The 377-nt window shown below is 62.9% G+C and carries 1 protein-coding gene; it reads right to left on the bottom strand.

Annotated elements, in window-relative coordinates; all coding sequences use genetic code 11:
• Window positions 1-377, bottom strand: a 377-nt coding sequence (locus MOV76_RS39540; RefSeq protein WP_247266634.1) for a MobA/MobL family protein, incomplete at both ends; no start/stop codon positions are given.

Below are 377 nucleotides of genomic sequence, written 5' to 3'. Positions count from 1 at the left end.
GGTGCCGGCTGGCCGTTTCCGCCCAGGCGATCTTCCATCCCTTCATGGTTTCCTTGTCGCCAGCCCAGAGTTTGTAGACGACCTTGCCATTCGGGCGATCCGGCGTGACGATCCGCAGCGGCTTTCCGTCCTCGCCACGGACAGGAACCTTCTTTGGCCCGAAGCCCTCCTCCGCCAGCGGCCTGAGCGTCGTCATCAGATGGATATGCGGGTTGCCGTCCTTGTCGTGATAGACCCAATCGGCGACCATCCCTTTCGCAGTCAGGTTGTCGAGCACGAACTCCCGCACCAGCGCGATGTTCTCAGCCCGCGTCAGCTCTTCCGGCAACGCGATGATCAACTCGCGCGCCAGCTGCGCGTCGGCGCGTTTCTCGAAA

Origin of the sequence: Rhizobium sp. PRIMUS64 (assembly GCF_023006465.1) — a bacterium.
Lineage (GTDB): Bacteria > Pseudomonadota > Alphaproteobacteria > Rhizobiales > Rhizobiaceae > Rhizobium > Rhizobium leguminosarum.
The sequence above is the reverse complement of the archived record's forward strand: the minus strand, read 5'-3'. Positions and strand labels throughout refer to the sequence as shown.